This window comes from Emticicia sp. BO119 (genome assembly GCF_013912375.1).
Lineage (GTDB): Bacteria > Bacteroidota > Bacteroidia > Cytophagales > Spirosomataceae > Emticicia.
On the sequence record NZ_JACETV010000009.1, the window covers coordinates 244413 to 261794 of the forward strand.

The following is a 17382-nucleotide window of genomic DNA, read 5'->3' on the forward strand; positions in this document are numbered from 1 at the left end:
GTGGTTTGATGCTGTCAGCCTGGCTCAAAGAGTGGAGATGACGCTTATCCCTCTTTTTTTACTAATAAAAAAAGCTCGTCCCTGCGACTCACTCCTTCGGAGTTCGGGGAGCTATCTCCATTCTTTGAGCCTTTTTTGCTGCCATCATCCACCACCCACAAAGGAGACCTAATGATGAACGGCCAGCTTTTCCCTGAAATATTTCAGGTGGCAGAAATCGAAATCAGTTACCGCAATACTACCCCTTTCAACGAACGAATTTTGGTCAATAAATCTCAAAGTGCTTATGAAATTCTGAATGCTTCATGGGATAAAGATAAAATAGAATTGGTTGAGCAATTCAAAATCCTTTTACTCAATCGGCAAAATCATTGTCTGGGAATTGTCAACCTCTCTACAGGTAGCTCCTTTGGTACGCCAGTTGACCCACGATTGGTTTTTGCCGCTGCCTTGAAAGCCAATGCTACCGCTCTTGTTCTTGCTCACAACCATCCTACAGGCAACGTATCACCAACCAATGATGATATTGTTACTACAAAAAGCCTTGCCAAGGCAGCAGAATTATTCGGCATAGCCATATTTGACCATCTTATTCTCTCCAAAGACGGGTTCTTTTCTTTTGGAGCCAATGGGCTTTTGCCTAAAAAATAAATTCAAACAACCAATTTACCCTTAACCGGAGGTCAGGAATGAACCAAACCAATGACATTTATACCCGTATCACCAATAAAATTCTGGCCGACCTTGAAAAAGGCGAACTGACATGGCGAAAGCCCTGGAATAGTGCACATTTATCTGAAAACATCCAGCGTCCTTTGCGCTGGAATAATATCCCTTATACAGGCATTAATACCGTTGTTTTATGGGCAACGGCAGCAGAAAAAAGTTATGACTTGCCGCATTGGATGACCTTCAATCAGGCAGTGGATTTGAAAGCATCAGTCCGCAAAGGAGAAAAAGGTACACAAATCATTTATGCAGACCAGCTATTGAAAGAAGAAGAAGACAAGCATGGTGAAAAACAAATCATTCAGATTCCTTTCCTGAAATCCTACACCGTCTTTAATGCCCATCAGATTGAAGGGTTGCCGGAACATTTTTATACAACTGCTGAACCTGTCCCGATTAATATACCCCAACGAATGGAGGCTATAGAAACTTTTTTTACACAAACAAAGGCTGATATTCGTAAAGGCTATAAGGCAGCTTATTATATTGGTGAGGACTATGTAGATATGCCGCCCATTGAAAGTTTTGAAACAGCCAAAGATTATTATGCGGTGTTGGCCCATGAGGTAACTCATTGGACACGACACCCGAAACGCCTCAACCGGGATTTTGGTCGTAAACAATGGGGTGATGAAGGCTATAGTAAAGAAGAACTCGTGGCCGAATTAGGTGCCTGTTTTCTGGCTGCTGATTTAGGTTTTGAACCCATGCCGGAGGAGAAGCATGCCGCTTACATCCAATCCTGGTTACAGGCATTGCAGGATGATAAAAAACTCATTGTCTTTGCTGCTTCCTATGCTCAGAAAGCCACCGAATATCTGCATAGTCTGCAAAGTCCGGTACTGTTCTAAACAAACAGAAGAGTGGCTATTTCAGGTTTTGTTGCTTTGGGTAAGTACACAAATTATCTTTTGTTTATGGGTGATTGAATGCTGTCAGCCTGGCTCAAACGCTGTGCCTGCGCTTATCCCTTATTTTACTTTGTAAAATAATCCCGGAGTGAACACTCTGCGACTCCTGACAAAAAATAGACGGCAAGCATCGATTTTTTGTCATTCGGGGAGCTACCACTGCTTTTCGAGCCTTTTTCGCTGCCATCATCAACCACAAACAAAGGAGATTTGCTGATGACAAACCCAACCGAAACCAATAAAAAATATCCCACACACCAGATTTTTCTGGTTACGCCCATTCCGGGTAGTGAAAAGTCCAATTGGCTAAAAGTTGCGGCCGTTTGGGCAAACAAAGACGGTAAAGGGTTTAATATTGTCCCTGAACATCCTATTACCTCCGGTGGAAAATATGTTATGAGACCGTATAGCCCCAAAACCGATAAGTAATAAAATCAGGCTAGGCAGATTGATTCTGCCTAGCCTCAACTTTTTTCTTCTATCTGTATCTCCGTTACCACCGTTTCTGCCTCTTCCGCATATCTTTCATCTACCTGATAAATAAACTGTGGCAACTGCTTTTTAAAGGCTAAAAATAAGGAGGTTAAACCATAGCCGAAAAGTGTGATCAGTTTGGAGGGTAATTCAATGATCATAGTATTCTTTTCTTGGCCTATCCTGAATTGGGTATGCACCACATACGAATAAGGGAAATCATCCATATTCCCGTCTTTCCACACCAGACAGAAATTACGGATCGAGCCTTCACTCGCATAAAAGGCAGAAGTATCATCTTGTGAAGTTGACCCCGATTGACCCGGATTATTTTCCTTCATCTGGTCAAAACGCAGTTTATAATTTTGGCTCATAAGGCTTATCTTTATTCGGTGCTGGTTTCCTGTCTCCTTTCTGTGGGTTCTTTGGAGTTGTCTTAGGCATCTCCCTGTTGATTTTGTCCCGGATTTGCTGATGAATTAAATCGGTATTCGATTTGCCACTCACTAGTTCTATGGCTGACTGGCGATTTCCCAGCTTTGAAGCATGTTCCATTAATTCCTGTTTCTTGTCTGTATAAATCTTCACGCCTTCCTTGCCCCTTGAAACCGACACATAAAACTGTTTGGAACTGGTGGCCGGAAAGGTAGCGGCAGGTTGAGCAATCAGCACCTGATCTACACTCTTTCCCTGTGAAGCATGGGAGGTAATACAATACGCATGGGATAAATGTCCGAAGTCCTGATTGATTTCATACTCGGTTTTGCTTATGACATTTCGTAGTTGAATTTTGCCTGAATTACTGACCTTCAATACTTCAAACATTTGTCCGTTGAGCAGGTCTTTCTTTTGCAGATCGAAGCCATTCCGGGTAACACGAACAATATCTTTCCGGGCTATCGGAATGAAACTTTTTTCATAGACTTCGTAATCCTTGCTTTTTTCTGTAGGCAATATACGTGTTTCTTTGGCCTCATTCTGAATATGAACCCCCTTCTCTGTACATTCACTAATCGTCCACTGACTACCTCTTTTGATATGGGGCAGGTTCTGGTTAAACTGGATGACCTGACCTTCCTGCAAATTTCGCCAGTCGGCTTTTTGTGCTTCAGTCAAGTACAGGTTTCGCAGACGGGAAACATTCAGTTCTTTTTTGCCCAGCATGCCCGATGATTTCATCTTTTGCCTCAGTGCTTCTGTTACTTCATCACTCTGTTGACGGGTCGGAGAAATCACTAAAGCTGTCTTTTTATTTTTTAGGGTGTCCAGATAATCATTCACCAGCATTTCATAGGGCTTTTTCGGGTCTATTTCTTTGATAGCTCCCATGTCTTCCAGTTTTTCAAAAGCACTGGCCACATCTCCCACCGATAAATCTTCTACGGCCTGTTTATAGACTTCATTCTTTTGCCGATAAATTTTACTGATTTCTGCGGTCTTGATTCCTGCCACTGTGTTCAAAATCCGTAAGGCATCCCCTCTGTCAACGCTGGCATGCTGACGGGTATCTCCTACCAGAATCAACCGGGCATTCTGTTGGTCTGCTATCTCAAGCAGGTGGGTCATGTCTCTGGTTCCTAACATCCCTGCCTCATCGACAATCAATACCTGTCCTTTCAATTTATCCTGCATGTCCCTGTCTAGTTTCAAACGGCTGACAGTATCAGCCTGCTTAAATCCTGACTCCCTGAGTGTCCCTCTGGAAGCCTCACTTGAAGGCGCAATGATGGTGATGGTCTTACCTGTCTTTTCAAGCAAAGGGACCAGTTCCTGAAGGGTGGAGGTTTTTCCTGTTCCGGCTTTTCCGGTAACAATCGAAACCCGGTTGGTTGTGCTTAACACATGTTCAATGGCAGCTTTTTGTTCCCCTTGTAATTTTGTTTCCGGTATTTTAGCATACAAGGGGCGTAATTTGCCAAAGCCCTGACGGGCCAGCCTGACCATTCTTTGTTCTTCTGCAAGCACGGCTTTCGTGGTGGTCATGAGTTTGCCTTTTTCTTCCACATGGATCAGCCGGGAATCCTGGGCAAAGTTTTCAGTAATTCCTTCTAATGAAACTTTTGCATGGCCTATGCTGTAGCGATAGGCAGAGGCCAACAGCCGTCTGTCTTGTAAGACGGATGCTCTTTCAAAACCATGCTGAACCGCAAAACCTATACAATGTTCCGGGGTCAGGAGGCGTTCTTCTTTCCGTTGGGCATAACGAATAACCGGATTTTCCTGCTTGCCTTCTTTTTCCGTATGCGCATGAATTTGTCTTCGCCATTCGATTGTCAGGTCTTCCATCGAATGGCCTTTCTGTTTTTTACTCCGGGTTCTGGCGCCTAATTCATCCAGTTCTTTTGCATCGGTAATGCCTTTTTCTTTCGCCACCCGACCGATTTCATCGGTACGTTTGGAGAACAGACCAATGACTGGTTTGGGTACTCCTTTGACTTCAAAAGAGGTTCGGGTGGCCTCAATCCCATATCCCAGATTATTCAGGTCATCGGACAGGTATTTCTGGAAACGTGCCTGATAATAAGGCATATCCCTTTTAATGTCCCGGAACTGGCAAGCCTTGATCCTTTGCTCTTGTTCATCCCAGGTCGCATTGAAGACAAAGCAATGGGCATGCAGGTGAGGGTCCGGCATCGACCCGTCAACAGGTCTTGCCGTCTGATGGGTGAAATCGACCCACAGAAGCTCGCCAGTGGGTCTTTCTTCATCCCGGCCTCTGGTGCGTACCCTGGTCTTACTGTCCTGCTCCATGTCCTGCATGGTCGCTCTGACGCTTCTTTCAAAGGCTTGCAGGATATGGTCGTCTTTGGAGAGGACATGCAGGATAGAGACGGATTTCGGACAGTGGAAATTGATGTCATAGCCCACTGTCCGGTCGTCTTTCGTCCGGGGAGTCAAAGCCTTTCCGGTCGCCGGATTGATATTATCGCACAGGTCATTGAACAGGTCTTTATTGACCTGTCCTTTGATGCCTAAACGTTCAGCTAAAAGACCCTGTACTTTCCCCTGTAATTCCTGATCAGTGACATAGTAATCAGACCGGGAAAGTTCATCTTTGAAATAGGCTTTGGCATGGGCGGCAGAACTGCTTTGTATCATCCGTATCATATACCATCGGATTTATACTCCACTACATGAACTATTTTGATAATTCGTTTGCTGATTAAACATGAGCTAACAAATGAGCGAGTGATTAACACTTGGGGCTGTCTTGTAAAACTGGCCGTCAATGGAATGCAGAAAGTATCAGACATCTTCCCTAAGGACAGCTTAGGTCTTATCTGACCTCTACAATTTCCTCATCATCAAACTCATCTGATAGTTTCTTTCTGTCTTCAGGGTTGGTCGGTCTTCTACCATAATACCTTACCCCCCGTTCATTATTAATCTCGTTTCCTTTCACAAAGGCGTCGTCTTTTTCCTGATTGAAAAGCTGATTATCGATTATATCCATGATAAAATGATCGCCCTGAATGTAACCAATACGGGCATTGAGGGAATAGCCTATACTACTTATGATAATAATATAGCCAATATATTGTTGCAGAATAATCAGCCCAAGGCCAATGGTGAAAAAGAATAAAGGCTCTAAAACAGTTTCAATTTGTCGTACATCAAAGGTCTTATTCTTCCATTTAAAATTAATAAAGATCGGGTGAATATCTCCCGTATAAACACTGGAACGGGCAAAATCAAAGACAGAAGGAAGACGTTTGATTTCCTGATATCTCAAATAACTAACCACAAGAAACACTATTAAAAAGAGATACCAAGAGGCAAAATGGGTGGTAAAATAAAAGCCAAAGCCATCTGTAAAACTACTTTCCCTTTCCCAATTTGGGTTATAATTATAACTATTTTCTCTAAGACGTTCGTGCAAGGATTCCTGTGCATCTTTCATGTAAAACAAGGGAGCGTAGGCATAGGCTATATAGCCAAGTCCCAATACCAACAATACCGCTTGTCCTAATCCTAAATATCTCTCTCCCATGTTCTTACGAATAAAGACTTCCAACAGAGTTCTTGGAAACGAAAGAGTACGTAGTGCCGCCGCTACTGCATGGGCTTCCAAAGTCCGTGTACTCTGGTACACAAACTTGAAGTATAGATTTTTTTTCATCTTGATAAAAAGATTGAGGTGATGAATTAAGGTGTATAGTTTTGATTAAAACTCATTTTTGTATGGTTCATTCCTTTAAACAGGCTATCGCCTTGTCTGTGCATATAACCATCCACACGAAAATCATTAGCCGTGCCACCTGTCCTTAGTCTGATAAAATCCTCCGGCCTTACTACTCTTTCCAGTTTAAGAGATTTGCCTCTGCTGTGTGAGAACTCTCCGGCAATCGTTACACTGGATGTCTCATCCACCACATAGGCATCACCGATTAGTTCGGAAGCATATTTATTCGTTTCTATATCTGCATTGGCATGAAAGATTTTGGTGCCTAATGTCCCTAAAAAACTCTTGACCCGGTATTCTGCTTTTTGACCACCCATGCTGGCATAATAATTCGGCAGGTTTTGGGAAATATACACCGTTGAAATCCGGCTGCTCCGTGCCGTGGCCTGATAGTCCGCATCATGCTCATGCAGGAAATTCTGTGCTTCATCCGCCCACAAAAATAAGGTTCGGTCATTGTCTCTGATTGACCTTTTTTCCATCGATCGCTGCCAGATGTATTTAAATAATATCTGACAGTCCCTACCGACTTTCTGATAGACCTTGACCGGGAGATTGAGCAGAATGATTTTGCCTTGTAAACAATCTTCCGGTTGGATATTGGAATCATATCGGCAGAACAGCGAATAAATGGGTTCTCTTAAGAGCCGAAACAGAAAGCCTGAAAACGTAAAATCAATAATAGAGCGGGTCTTTTCACTCAGAGAGATATAGTTTTCATTAAAAAATTGTCTGACGAAATTGTATAAACGTGCTTCCGGTACAGCGTTTTCTACTTCCATTTCGAGTGTTCCTGCTTCATCCATTTGCTCCTGTATCTCTTTGGATAAATGCAGATACCAGTCGTCCACTTTCTCATTGACTTTTTGTTGCGCTTTCTGAAATGCCCGGTGATAGGCATTTATAGTATCGTGTGAAACCTTATTATCCTGATCGGGCTTGGGAATCGACTGAACAATGTCATAGAGTGTCTGGATGGATAATTGCCCGTAAGCTATCAGGCAAAGGTCAATCACATTGAATATCAGCATATCCAAGGCGGTTTCCCAGAATGGATCATCACTTTTCCCGTTCTTTTCTTCTCCGGCTCTGATAACGGTCTTTAAGACCTCTACAATGTTTTCTGTGATGGATTGGCCGGATGCCTGTGCAGCTTCATATTGCAGGAAATTGAAATGATAATTTCCGCCGGGTTCTATAATGCATAAGTCTTTCTCACGGCCTGTTAATTGGCAATACTCCTGCCAAGTTTCCTTTTCATCCGGCTTTACAGTCAGCACTAATCCACCGAAGCCCGCTTTCAGGTATTTCAAGGCTAATGTTCGACCGGAACCAGAGGACTTGCCGGAACCGATGCCGCCAAAAATCTGTACGCCCTCTACCGCATGGCGGATTGTCCAATGTCCTTTATTGGATGAAGAAGAAAACTCAATCAGAGAAGTATCTAAGTTAAAGTCACTCATGCAAAAGAGGTAGGTTTATTCACACAAAAATTGTTACTCAAAAATAACTTTTTTTGTGGAAAGACCACGCTTTTGCCGAAATTATTTTTCGGACTATGAAAGTATTAGAGCGATTGCATGGCTAATAAAGAGGAATTGTTGGCGGCTTCTTCTCCTTCGGCCATTAAGATTTCCCTGTATCTGATACTGGTCATTGCTCTGTAATCATAGGGGGTGAGATGATCCGATAATTGAATATCATCCCTGGCTAACTTCTGACTGAACCATATTTCTGCGGCCATCGAACATTCCAGTTCTGGTTGGTAACCTAAAAACTTACAAATCCGGGCGTTAGCTTGCTGCAAATAAGGAAGATGCAGCTTACTATAGGCTTTGTAAATCTCGGGATTTTCAAAAACTCTGAAATCATTCCTGAAATCATGTTTTCTCATAACTTTAAGCAATTCATCTGTACAATAATATAATCGGTCAATATCAATATCACCAACGATATAACGATGATAGTATTCTCTCAAATCAGGTTCATACAGAACCGTCAAAGATTGTCTTGGGAGATAGCCTAATCTTTTTTCTATCAGCAAAAGCGTTGGGGATGCCAGTTCAGGACGCAGTCTGGCTAAAATTTCGTCCTCTTCAATAGAAAGCAAATCCTCTAAAGCATACTCCATGTCTGAATCTAATTCCGGCAGAGAAAGCCCGGAAAGATAGCTTTTTGATTTTTTATCCATTCTTTGCTCCGAACAATAATTTCCTTTTATTATATTAGCATAATTATTTAAAGTCAATATTTTTTATGAACAAAGACAAGGATACTAAAACTGACCTTTCTTTCCCGGAGCCTTTTGATGTTTATAATCAGGAGATGGCTGCTGATATTGAAAAGTTACGCGCACAGCAACAAAAACTGGAAAATCTTGAAACGGGATTGGGAAAGGCAATGCAGAGACTTAAAGATAATGGGCCTGCTCGGTTAGATATTGTACATTCTGTTCAAATATTTCAGGATGACATTAGAACAACTGAGGGGGAAATTTCTGCATTAAAGGCGAAAACGTATGATCAATTTGAGCGTATCTTTGCAGAACACGAAGTTGATCCTGAACTCGCAAATCAGGTGATTCAGGTGCTGGATAAAAATGTTTATCCTGAAAGATTTCAAAACAATACCCCTATCGAAGAGCAAACGCTGGATAGTTTAAGTAAAAATTCAGAAGCTAAAACCATATCGACTGAATCGTTAAAATCACCTGATGATAACCGTCATGAAGTTTCAAATACGCCCGAAGCAACTAAGCCCACATCAAAAAATGACTATACGATTTCTCTGCTTCAACGAAGGAAAATGGAACGGGAAACTGATAAAGCAGAGATCGGCAACAAAGCAAATGTAGTAGAAAGGGAAGCAATACCACAATCGAATTATCTGAATTATCAACTCAAATTACAGAAGCCCATTATCAAGGAGCAACCGAAAGAAAAACTGGTAAAAGATTTTTCCAAAAACAACAAAGATATTTCTCCCGATAAAGACTAAAGTTCTATTCTTTGTCTATCTGTTTATTCTGATCTTTGGATGGTGTATGACTTTTGTTCTGGTTTGGATTGTCTTTTAACCAATTAGGTAATTTTTCTTTCAAATGTTCTTTGATGAATTGTTCACGCCCTTGTTGCATCCCAACAATTCTTGGACTTACTGCTTCAATTTTTGAGAGTTTTTCTGCTAATTCAGGTTCATATTGGGCTATAATGTACCCGGCATTAAATCCCTTTAGGTAGTCAGGATCTATTTTGGTATTTTCTTCCATTGTTAAAAAGTTTCACGAGCATTTCTTTCCAGATATTGATTGATAGAATCTGTATCGTAAACAATTACCTTTTTCTGTGGTTGAGAAAAACGGATTTTCCCTTCATCACGCAATTTCTGCAAAGTGGTTTTTGATTTAATATTTAGTAGGTGCATGGCTTCTTCATCTGAAACCCATTTCGCTTTCTCTTTACCATTTTCTTTTTTTAGCCTTGCTACAACTTGTTCGACTAATGAATAAAATGCGTCTTCTTCGAGGCAAATGACCTGCATAGTAAAAGAGATATAAAATGAATTGTTATAAAAAACCTGAAACTATATCCCGCAATATAAACTTAATTTAGAAATATCTAATTGTGAATTTATATTTTTTCACTAATAAACTCTTTTCGATAAATGAATTTCATTTATAGCTCTATTAAAGAAATGCTTTATAGCTTGATTCCTTGCAATTGAATCTGTCATAACAATATTTTGAAGCTGGTTATCTCGCTGGAATAAACGTATTGCCCCTTCAAAAAATGCCTGTGAAAATGCGCTATAAACTACATCAGGCGGATTGTTACTTAGCATGTCTCTTAAATCTTCATTATGCAGAATTTCATGATTTACTTGCTCGAAACGTAGAAAATCGTCTTTAGTAAATTGTGTTCCATGCCGTTGATTGAAGTTATTAATTATTTCAGAAAGAGACCTTTCTTCATCTTCTGAATAAGATTTTGCTCCAAACTCTCTAATAGGTGTTAGAGGTATTGTGGAGCCAGTTGAAAGAGAAGCACTACCTTGCTCTTTTCGTTCAAGTCTGAATGCTTGAAGACGTAACATATCTTCAGTAATCTCAATTTCAGCAGGAATTTCACGGTTTGGAAGGAGCCTGCTTAACCAAGATACATAAGCATAGAGTTTTTCTAGTCCTGTATCTTCTAAACGCATGACTTGAGCAACAAATGAGTAGAATCGCATATAGCTTTTAAGTAGCTGACGAAACTCTTCCTGTTTTCCCTCATCTTCCTCATAATTAAAACGCTGGACAGCATTACGAACTAATTTCTCCAAAAATATTCTATCTTGTGATTCAAGCTGAGACCTAAAATAAATTTCCGAGAAACTATTAATTTCATTTTCATCCACGATAGAGAAAGACTTTATACGCCCTTCCAGTTCATAAATCTGGTTAGGGTCACTTATGTCTTCAATATGAGTAGCTTCAAAGTAAGGCTTAAAAGCGTTTTGAATATCCTCAATAGTATTTTGAAAATCCAAGATAAAGGTTCTTGTTTTCCCAGGATAAGTTCGGTTAAGACGAGATAGCGTTTGTACTGCCTGCAAACCATCAAGTTTTCTATCAACGTACATAGCGCATAGCTTGGGTTGGTCAAAACCAGTTTGATATTTTTCTGCAACGATTAATAATTGATATTCAGAGCCATCAAATCTTTCAGGGAGTTCAGTTTCAGAAAAGTTATTTAGCTGTGCTTCTGTATATATTTCGCCATCAACATATAATTCTCCTGAAAAAGCTACAAGAGGGCGTATTCCCTGATATTTCTTATCTTCAATATATTTCTTGATTGCCTGAAAGTACTTCAAAGCCTGAATGCGGCTTTGCGTAACCACCATTGCTTTTCCGTTACCTTCTAATTCTTTAGATACATGCCTTAGAAAGTGCTCAACAATAACTTCTACTTTCTGAACAATAGCTGTAGGATGAAGCGTTGCAAACCGAGCTACACGCCTCTGTGCCTTGCGACCTTCTAATTGCGGATCATTCTCTATTGCTTTCTCTAATTGATAGTAAGTCTTATAGGTCATATAATTCTGCAACACATCCAGAATAAACCCTTCTTCAATTGCCTGGCGCATTGAATACAGGTGAAAAGGATGTGGTAAACCGTCAGGGCCTTTAGTACCAAAACGTTCCAAGGTTACATTTCTGGGAGTCGCTGTAAAGGCAAAATAACTAATGTTAGCTTGAGGCCCACGTTGCCGTTGGTAGTCGGCAATAATATCTTCAATATCAGAGGAGGTATTTTCATTATCACGGGATAAAGCTTTCGCAAGATTATCTGCGTGGCTTCCTGATTGAGAGCCATGTGCTTCATCAATCAGAACTGCAAAACGCCTTTTACTTTGTCCTGAAATCTCTTTTAAGTGTTCAGTTGAAAATTTGTGAACAGTAGTTACGATAATTCTTGCACCCTGCTGTATTGCTTCTTTTAACTGGCGGGATGATCCATCAATTTTTTTAACTACACCTCTTGTTTGTTCAAACTGAGCAACTGTATTTTGTAGTTGACGGTCAAGTACTACCCGGTCTGTTACAATAATTGCGGTATCAAATATAGGTTCATCTTTATCATTATGCAGGGTAATCATTCTGTGGGCTGTCCAGCCGATTGTATTTGACTTGCCAGAGCCAGCAGAGTGCTGAATTAAATAACTATGACCTGTCCCGTTTTTCCTGGCATGGTTCATCAGTTTAAAAACTGCATCTAACTGTTGGAAGCGAGGAAAAATAATTAAATCCTTCCCATCGCTACTATCAAAATGCATAAATCGACCAACAATATCCAATAAAATCTCACGGGAAAGAACAGCTTGGCAATCAGGAAGATTTTTGTATAAATATGCTATGCGAAATTCATCATCAATATCTGGATTCCCGGCACCACCATTGTGTCCACGATTAAATGGTAAAAACCTGGTTTTACCATTATTCAGGCGGGTAGTCATAGAAACATTATCCTCATCTACCGCAAAATGAACCAGAGCACCACGTTTAAAAGTTAAGAGAGGCTCACCTGCAGGAGCACGATCTTTACGATATTGATTTTCTGCATTCTTAAAAGTTGTACCAGTAGATTGATTTTTGCATTCCATCGTAGCTAAAGGAATTCCATTTAAGAAAAACCCTATATCAATCCGATTTTCATTTTTGATGCTATATTCTAACTCATCAATTACACTCAAAATGTTCGCATCAAATAATTTTTGAAGATTTTTGTTCAAACCAGAAGCAGGCTTGAAGAAACAAAGCGAAAATTTTATTCCGGGAATTAGTTTAATTCCCTGACGCAAAACATCTAAAGTGCCACGTTGAGTGAGTGCCTTTTCTAATTGCTTAAAGAATTCCGTTTCTGCTGCAACCGTGTATTGCTCTTCTAAACGCTTCCATTCATCAGATTGAGTGGCTTTGATGAATTTTATCACCAAGACTTTGTCAATAGCTGAGGAACGATCATAATCATCCTTGCTGCGATGGTAATAACCCTGTTTTTTTACCAAATTATCAACAATATGAAACTGAACCACATTTTCGCGGTGGATTTTATTAGAGGAATAAGTGCGCTTGTTTTTATCCATCATGTGGTTACCTTTTTGCTGTTAGCAATATTGTTTTCAATCTTAACTAACTGGTAATTACTTGTTCCACGATTCTTCCATTTTGTAATGTCCAAATTGCCTGTAACAGCCTCTGTTACTATAGAGGATTTCAATTCTTTTAGATACTTAATGGATAATTCTATTTTCCCTATAAGTTCATCCATCTTTCTAATTTTACTTTCTATGCCAATAGCAATCCTTCTTTGTTCTTCTAAATCAGGAAACTTAACCAACATATTTGGGATATCTTTAAACTTTATCGATTGCCTTACTCCTCCACCAAGAGAGTAATAGTACTTTGCAAGATCAAGAGAAAGGAGAGTATATGCCCAAAAAGCAGGATCATGGTTTTTAGAAACATATACAGCATCATAAGCGGAAGTAACAATTCCTTTTTCTTTAACTAATCCTTGTCGAATGCTGCGTTTATCATTCTGCAAATCTGTTAATCTAAGAACAATATCTCCAGGATAAACAATCTGATAGGTTTCATAACTTTCAGGGATTAATCCTTCATTATTATTCATGTCTTTTCTTACAATGTTACCATAGCTTAGTGATAAAAGATTATTTTCAGGCATCCCTAAATTTTTGTTATTTTTTCTTACTGAAAACACACTATGAAATTTTCCTGTTTGCCAACTTTCTGGGAGTTTAATACTATGTACAAACTCTTGTAATGCTTTACTGTTAAACTTTTCATTTTCATGAGTTAATTGTCCAGAGCATCCATAAATTACTTCTACACTCTTTCTCTCTGAAAGAAGTTTGATAAAACACTCTTTCTTTTTAATAAGGGGGCTGTACTAGATAAGGAGAAAGTCTAGTATAGTTGTATGGGATTAAAGCGTTGTAAATTAAGCGTAAATCAGCGTCGCAGGCTGGTTGAATGCTTCGTGATGGAAGTCACGGCCCGCTCGGCGGCCGATGTGCTAGGGATTCATCCCAACTCGGCAGCTCTTTTTTACCACAAGCTGCGTCAGATTATCGTTGATAAAATCGCTGACGACACGCCGTTTGATGGCGAGATCGAGCTTGATGAAAGCTATTTCGGCGGTGCGCGCAAAGGCAAGCGAGGCCGTGGTGCGGCGGGCAAAGTGCCTGTCTTCGGTTTGTTAAAACGTGGTGGCAAGGTATACGCGGTTGTCGTACCCGATACGAAAGGCAAAACCCTGAAAGCCATTATAACCAACAAAATCAAGCCTGACAGCGTCGTCTATACCGACAGTTACCGCAGTTATAACGTGCTTGACGTATCAGAGTTCAAGCATTATCGGATCAATCACAGCATCGATTTTGTTGACGGACATAACCACATCAATGGAATAGAAAACTTTTGGAACCAGGCCAAGCGCGTCTTGCGAAAATATAATGGCATACCGGCTAAAAACTTCCCGCTCTTTCTCAAAGAATGTGAGTTCCGCTTCAATTATGGATCCCCTAAACAGCAGGTCAAAACTCTGCTACTATGGATCAAATAACACCTTATCTAGTACAGCCCCTTAATAAGTTGATCGATGCGAGCTAATTCTTGATCTAGAAAATCAGCAATTTCTTTTTGTGCTTTATATTGTGGTAATAAAATTGGAATATTTCTCAAAGCTTCATGCTCTAAATCCCATTGATTAACTCTTACGCCTTTAGAAATGCGACCATAAAGCGCAATATAATTACTACTCCGAAGGAGGTAATGTAAAAACTGATCATGTTCATTACTCAGAGGTTTGTACGCATAGTAGGCTGGACTAACAATTCCTCTATACCTAGATATAGCAATTGAACCTTGCCAGGCCTTCATCTTATTTGTAACAAGCCAGCCTTTATCAACGAGTTGATAATTTGACAAATCCTCTGATTCTTTATTATGATTATCATCTCTCGAACTTTTAGGAATTACACCAAAATCACGATATACAGATAAGAGTTCTTCATCAGTAAATCCTGTTCTCTTTATCCTTTGAAAAAGAGACCAAAACGGGCGAGTAGTCCAGCCCTCTGGAGTTTTGTCCGTAATAAATTTTTGTAAAATGTTCACAATGCAACCTCCTTTAGCAAGTTGGAAATTTCCGCTTCAATTGCCCTCAATTCATCATCAATTTCTTTCACTGGACGTGGTGAAATATACTTATAGAAATAGCGATTAAAATTGATTTCATATCCCACGCGCCCTACTCCTCCATCACTTGGGTCTTTATAATTTTCATCAACCCAAATGTCAGGGACATATGGCATTACCTCTCGTTCAATATAATCACGCCAGCTTTCTTTAATAGGGACAAGTTCATGATCACGTAAATCACTATCAGCCTCAATATTTCCTTTTGCATCAACGCATATTTCTGCCATATCGTCCTTTTCCGATAAAACGGAAATAATAGCTTTTTTTAGCGATGATGATATGTGAATGACTGTTTTCTTCAAAACTTTACTCAAGACTTTTTCAAAGACGTAACGGTTTTTAAAAATATCTGAAGAGATGTTAGTAGAGAGAATTCTTACTAACTCTTCTTTTTCCGTTAGAGAAAGTTTAAGAAAGTTTTTGTCATTTTTCAGAAGTTCTATACGCTCTAAGGAAAATTGGAAATTAAGCCTAAGAGGCCGTTCAATACGAATCTCACGATAGCCAAAATCTTCCTTATCAAAAATTTTTGAGTATTCACCCCAGCCAGAATTTCCATTCAACATTTCGTTGTAAAGTTTTACAACTTCCTGTCTAGCAATTTCAGGGATTTCTCTTCGCTTACTGCCTAGGCTCTTACGCATTGATTGCCAGAAACGATCACTACTGGCATCAATTAACTGAACTTTGCCACGACGTTTTTCATCCTTCTTATTCGTTAGCATCCATACATAGGTCTGAATACCAGTATTGTAAAATAGATCTGTTGGAAGAGCTATAATTGCCTCGACCCAATCATTCTCAAACATCCAACGCCGAATTTCACTTTCGCCGGAACCTGCACCACCTGTGAAAAGTGGAGAACCATTCATTACAATTCCAATACGTGAACCGGCAGTGTCATCACGCATTTTTGAAATCATATGTTGAAGAAAAAGGAGTTGTCCATCAGAAACACGTGGCAACCCAGCACCAAAGCGTCCTTTTTTCCCAAGCGTCTTATATTCTTCAACAATAGGCTCTTGGTATTTTTTCCAATCCACCCCATACGGAGGGTTTGAGAGCATATAGTGAAATTTCTTGTCTCTATGAGCATCTTCAGTGAGCGTATTTCCAAAAGCAATCTGATCTGGATTATGACCTGTAATGAGCATGTCTGATTTACAAATGCCAAAGGATTCAGGATTCAACTCTTGACCATAAAGTTCAACACGAATTTTTGAGTTGAAACCTTTCATGGCTTCTTCCATCATTGCTAACATTCCCCCGGTACCACAGGCTGGATCATAGACTGTGCGGATAATGCCTGACCCGGCAAGGGCCTCAACATCATTAATAAGAAGAAGATCAACAATAAGGCGAATAACTTCACGTGGAGTAAAATGCTCACCAGCCGTTTCATTAGAGATTTCTGAGAATTTCCGAATTAAATCTTCAAATAAATACCCCATTTCAATATTTGAAACACGGTCTGGGTGCAAATCGATTTGAGAAAACCGATCAAAGACCTGCCAAAGAATCCCACCATCCTTGAGGCGTTTTAATTGATCTGTAAATAGAAATTTTTCAAGGAAGATATCACGAACGCTTGTATTGAACTTAGTGATATAGTCCAGCAGGTTTTTATGAACATCCGCTGGGTCTTGTCCATGAATTTTCCTGAAGGTTAGTTGGCTGTAGTTGTAAAGTTTTAAATTACTTCCAACAGCACCATAGAGCATCATATCTTTGATTTGATCATCAATACCATTTGGAAGACTCTCATATGCCTTTAACACAGCACTTTTTGTAGATTCCAGTAAGCAATCCAGGCGGCGTAAAACAACGAAAGGCAAAACTACTTTACCATACTCTGACTGTTTGAAGTCTCCACGCAGGATTTCGGCAATTGACCAAGCGAAGGCACTGAGGCTTTGGACTTTTGCAGTAGTCATTATTTTTCAATCTTTAGGGTGAATGGTTAGGAATTATAGGTAACTTAATGACAAAAGGTTAAATAATTCATCTAAATTATTCCCAACTTTATGGATAAAAGATGCAGACTATTTGAAGAGGCCGCGGAAACAACCTCCAATTTATCCAGGATAATATTAAAAAACTTTAATTCAGATAAACTTCTTAAATAGACTTTCTTATCGTTTATAATTGTGAATCTTAAAAAAAATTTATTCACCCTTTATTAAGGTTAATCGGGATCAAGTCTAAAACCTGTGGGGTAGGTATATCTAAGCATAGATTTGCGTAAGTCTATATAAAAAGAAAGGGATATTCTTCACACCTCTGAATTGACTTCTAAATGCTTTAATCTTAGCATT

General features: G+C 39.8%; 16 protein-coding genes and 1 pseudogene. 5 read left to right on the forward strand and 12 right to left on the reverse strand.

Translation table 11 applies throughout. The annotated features are described in order from the left end of the window. Nucleotides 1-171: 171 nt before the first annotated feature. From H1R81_RS23820 to H1R81_RS23830, 3 genes are all read left to right on the forward strand, one after another. Nucleotides 172-651: a JAB domain-containing protein gene (locus tag H1R81_RS23820; RefSeq protein WP_220275299.1), complete on the forward strand. Its 480-nt coding sequence runs from the start codon at nucleotides 172-174 to the stop codon at nucleotides 649-651. 38 nt (nucleotides 652-689) lie between these two features. After that, on the forward strand, nucleotides 690-1580 hold the full coding sequence (locus H1R81_RS23825) for an ArdC family protein (RefSeq protein WP_181843247.1): 891 nt from the start codon (nucleotides 690-692) through the stop codon (nucleotides 1578-1580). Between the two features lie 276 nt (nucleotides 1581-1856). After that, entirely contained in the window at nucleotides 1857-2069 is a 213-nt protein-coding gene (locus H1R81_RS23830; RefSeq protein WP_181843248.1) for a hypothetical protein, read from the forward strand. Between the two features lie 35 nt (nucleotides 2070-2104). Here H1R81_RS23830 and H1R81_RS23835 read toward each other — a convergent pair whose 3' ends face one another. The 5 genes from H1R81_RS23835 to H1R81_RS23855 all read right to left on the reverse strand — a co-directional run bounded on the left by H1R81_RS23835 (nucleotide 2105) and on the right by H1R81_RS23855 (nucleotide 8488). Continuing rightward, nucleotides 2105-2488: a hypothetical protein gene (locus tag H1R81_RS23835; RefSeq protein ID WP_181843249.1), complete on the reverse strand. Its 384-nt coding sequence runs from the start codon at nucleotides 2486-2488 to the stop codon at nucleotides 2105-2107. Further along, nucleotides 2472-5222: a MobF family relaxase gene (mobF, locus tag H1R81_RS23840; RefSeq protein WP_229251209.1), complete on the reverse strand. Its 2751-nt coding sequence runs from the start codon at nucleotides 5220-5222 to the stop codon at nucleotides 2472-2474. The genes H1R81_RS23835 and mobF overlap by 17 nt, the downstream gene beginning before the upstream one ends. A 169-nt stretch (nucleotides 5223-5391) precedes the next feature. Beyond that, the gene (locus H1R81_RS23845; RefSeq protein WP_181843250.1) at nucleotides 5392-6234 is read right to left on the reverse strand and encodes a hypothetical protein; all 843 of its coding nucleotides are present in this window, start codon (nucleotides 6232-6234) and stop codon (nucleotides 5392-5394) included. 26 nt (nucleotides 6235-6260) lie between these two features. Further along, entirely contained in the window at nucleotides 6261-7760 is a 1500-nt protein-coding gene (locus H1R81_RS23850) for a type IV secretory system conjugative DNA transfer family protein (protein ID WP_181843251.1), read from the reverse strand. Between the two features lie 104 nt (nucleotides 7761-7864). After that, nucleotides 7865-8488: a hypothetical protein gene (locus tag H1R81_RS23855; protein ID WP_181843252.1), complete on the reverse strand. Its 624-nt coding sequence runs from the start codon at nucleotides 8486-8488 to the stop codon at nucleotides 7865-7867. A gap of 65 nt (nucleotides 8489-8553) precedes the next feature. On the opposite strand from H1R81_RS23855, the gene H1R81_RS23860 reads away from it, so the two are divergent. Further along, entirely contained in the window at nucleotides 8554-9294 is a 741-nt protein-coding gene (locus H1R81_RS23860; protein ID WP_181843253.1) for a hypothetical protein, read from the forward strand. Nucleotides 9295-9298: 4 nt separating this feature from the next. Here the strand turns inward: H1R81_RS23860 and H1R81_RS23865 are convergent, their stop codons facing one another. From H1R81_RS23865 to H1R81_RS23880, 4 genes are all read right to left on the reverse strand, one after another. After that, the gene (locus H1R81_RS23865; RefSeq protein WP_181843254.1) at nucleotides 9299-9565 is read right to left on the reverse strand and encodes a hypothetical protein; all 267 of its coding nucleotides are present in this window, start codon (nucleotides 9563-9565) and stop codon (nucleotides 9299-9301) included. Between the two features lie 2 nt (nucleotides 9566-9567). Continuing rightward, nucleotides 9568-9837 carry a helix-turn-helix domain-containing protein gene (locus H1R81_RS23870; protein WP_181843255.1) on the reverse strand — a complete coding sequence of 90 codons (270 nt, stop codon included), beginning with the start codon at nucleotides 9835-9837 and terminating at the stop codon, nucleotides 9568-9570. Nucleotides 9838-9939: 102 nt separating this feature from the next. Beyond that, nucleotides 9940-12930, reverse strand: a complete 2991-nt coding sequence (locus tag H1R81_RS23875; RefSeq protein ID WP_181843256.1) for a type I restriction endonuclease subunit R — start codon at nucleotides 12928-12930, stop codon at nucleotides 9940-9942. Continuing rightward, a complete protein-coding gene (locus H1R81_RS23880) occupies nucleotides 12927-13742 on the reverse strand; it encodes a restriction endonuclease subunit S (RefSeq protein WP_310588108.1) in 816 nt (271 codons plus the stop codon). The genes H1R81_RS23875 and H1R81_RS23880 overlap by 4 nt, the downstream gene beginning before the upstream one ends. A 42-nt stretch (nucleotides 13743-13784) precedes the next feature. Between H1R81_RS23880 and H1R81_RS23885 the strand changes: the two genes are divergently transcribed. Beyond that, the gene (locus tag H1R81_RS23885) at nucleotides 13785-14429 is read left to right on the forward strand and encodes an IS1595 family transposase (RefSeq protein ID WP_181843258.1); all 645 of its coding nucleotides are present in this window, start codon (nucleotides 13785-13787) and stop codon (nucleotides 14427-14429) included. 8 nt (nucleotides 14430-14437) lie between these two features. Here the strand turns inward: H1R81_RS23885 and H1R81_RS23890 are convergent, their stop codons facing one another. The 3 genes and pseudogenes from H1R81_RS23890 to H1R81_RS27520 form a co-directional block, all read right to left on the reverse strand. Next, complete coding sequence (locus tag H1R81_RS23890) at nucleotides 14438-14983, reverse strand: restriction endonuclease subunit S (protein WP_181843259.1); 546 nt, start codon at nucleotides 14981-14983, stop codon at nucleotides 14438-14440. After that, nucleotides 14980-17001 (reverse strand): class I SAM-dependent DNA methyltransferase, encoded by a 2022-nt coding sequence (locus H1R81_RS23895; RefSeq protein WP_181843260.1) that lies wholly within the window; start codon nucleotides 16999-17001, stop codon nucleotides 14980-14982. Before H1R81_RS23895 ends, H1R81_RS23890 begins: the two co-directional genes overlap by 4 nt. 291 nt (nucleotides 17002-17292) lie before the next feature. Beyond that, nucleotides 17293-17382: pseudogene (locus H1R81_RS27520) on the reverse strand (DDE transposase); the annotation flags it as partial.